The organism is uncultured Muriicola sp., assembly GCF_947258935.1.
In the GTDB taxonomy this organism is placed as follows: domain Bacteria; phylum Bacteroidota; class Bacteroidia; order Flavobacteriales; family Flavobacteriaceae; genus Muriicola.
This window is the reverse complement of the sequence record NZ_CAMYKH010000127.1, coordinates 1-2,036: the sequence shown is the minus strand read 5'-3', so window position 1 is coordinate 2,036 and position 2,036 is coordinate 1. Positions and strand designations below refer to the sequence as shown.

3 protein-coding genes are annotated in these 2,036 nt (G+C 43.5%); 1 reads left to right on the top strand and 2 read right to left on the bottom strand.

Going from position 1 to position 2,036, the window contains the following annotated elements:
- The coding region (locus Q0X72_RS13485) for an aldehyde dehydrogenase family protein (protein WP_297766464.1) at positions 1-761 on the top strand (761 nt) is incomplete at its 5' end.
- Positions 762-783: 22 nt separating this feature from the next.
- Here the strand turns inward: Q0X72_RS13485 and leuB are convergent.
- Both leuB and Q0X72_RS13475 read right to left on the bottom strand, forming a co-directional pair.
- Positions 784-1,839: a 3-isopropylmalate dehydrogenase gene (leuB, locus tag Q0X72_RS13480; protein ID WP_297766461.1), complete on the bottom strand. Its 1,056-nt coding sequence runs from the start codon at positions 1,837-1,839 to the stop codon at positions 784-786.
- A 22-nt stretch (positions 1,840-1,861) separates the two neighbouring features.
- A partial coding sequence (locus Q0X72_RS13475; protein ID WP_297766476.1) for an alpha-isopropylmalate synthase regulatory domain-containing protein occupies positions 1,862-2,036 on the bottom strand: 175 nt, incomplete at its 5' end.

Here is a 2,036-nt window from a genome sequence, read left to right as displayed (position 1 = left end):
CAAAGAATCCTGCTATCATTTTGCCTGATGCTGATATGGACCTTACCATTGAAGAATGCCTTACGGGAACATTGTCTTTCAACGGACAGCGCTGTACCGCACTTAAGATCGTATATGTACACGAAGAGGTGCGTAAAAAGTTTCTTGAAGAATTCGCTACTCGTGTAGATGCTATGAAATTTGGTAATCCCTGGGATAAAGGAGCAAAATTAACTCCTTTACCAGAGCCAGATAAACCGGCTTATATTCAAGAACTTATAGATGACGCCCTCGCAAAAGGCGCTAAGATCATCAATAAAAAAGGAGGGAAGCATTTTGATAATTATATCTGGCCAGCGGTGCTATACCCTGTCACCAAGGATATGCGTGTATATCAGGAAGAGCAATTTGGGCCGGTGATCCCTGTGCTCTCTTTTCAGGACATTGAAGAGCCGTTAGATGATATGGCGGCAAGTAATTATGGCCAGCAGGTGAGTCTTTTTGGAAAGGATGTCTATGCTCTGGCGCCTTTGATAGATACCTTGGCAAATCTTGTTTGCAGAGTAAACCTTAATAGTTCCTGTCAACGTGGACCGGACGTGTACCCGTTTACGGGAAGAAAAGATTCTGCTCAATCTACACTAAGTGTTCATGATGCTTTGCGCTCATTTTCTATACGAACACTTCTTGCCTTTAAGGATAATGAGATCAACGTAGAAACTGTAAATCAGCTGTTGGAGACCAAACTATCTAACTTTACGAGTACGGAGTATATCTTGTAAAATAGGGATATAAAATGATTGGCTAGAGGTGCTTGGCAAGCCATTCACCTACTTCACTGGTTTTATAAGCTTTCCCGCCTTCGGCAAGATCTTCGGTAACTATTCCTTCTTCAAGTGATCTGTTTACCACATCGCGGATAGCCGCAGCCTCGTCCATTAGATCAAAATCCTCGAACATCATTGCCGCAGATAAAATTGTTGCTAGCGGATTAGCGATGTCTTTTCCTGCTGCCTGTGGATATGAACCATGAATAGGCTCATAAAGCCCTATAGAGTCTCCTATAGATGCTGAGGGCATTAATCCCATAGATCCTGAGATCACAGAAGCTTCATCTGTAAGAATGTCCCCAAATAGATTCTCGGTGATCAAAACATCATAGGCATTTGGCCATTGTACTAAACGCATGGCAACCGCATCTACAAACTCATAGCTAACAGTTACTTCAGGATAGTCCTTTTCCATGGCCTGAACAGTTTCCCGCCATAAACGGGAAGATTCCAGTACATTGGCTTTATCTACGCAGCATAATTTCCCGGAGCGCTTCATTGCCATCTCAAAGCCTTTTTTTGCAAGACGCTGCACTTCTTTACGGGTATAGGTACAGGTATCATATGCAGTATTGCCATTGTCTTCTCTGCCTCTTTTGCCAAAATAGATACCCCCGGTAAGTTCACGAAGAAAAACCAGATCGGTGCCTTCAATGCGTTCTCGTTTTAATGGAGATTTATCAATGAGTGATGGGAAGGTAAATGTGGGCCTAACATTGGCATATAGCCCCAGTTTTTGGCGCATTCTTAAAAGACCTTGCTCAGGTCTTACCTTAGCAGACGGATCATTATCGAACCTTGGATGTCCAATGGCACCAAACAACACAGCGTCAGAACTGGCACAAATTTCATGTGTCTCATCCGGATAGGGGTCACCCACGGCATCAATGGCTGCAGCACCCGTTAAAGCAGGCCTCCAATTAAGTTCATGATGATATTTTTCTGCAATGGCATTACATACTTTTACGGCCTGGTCTATAACTTCTGGGCCAATCCCGTCACCGGCCAATAATGCAATATTTAATTTCATGTAGTTGAGTCTGTTTGTCTCGTTAGATAATGTTGAGCATTTTTTCGGTTGCCTTAATGGCCGATACTGTCTGGTCCGAATCTAAACCACGAGTGGCAAATTCTTTATCGGCTAGCTGCCAGGTAATGATCGTTTCACACAGGGCATCAGAATTACTGCCCGGGGGAATACGAACTGCGTAATCTATAAGATTGGGC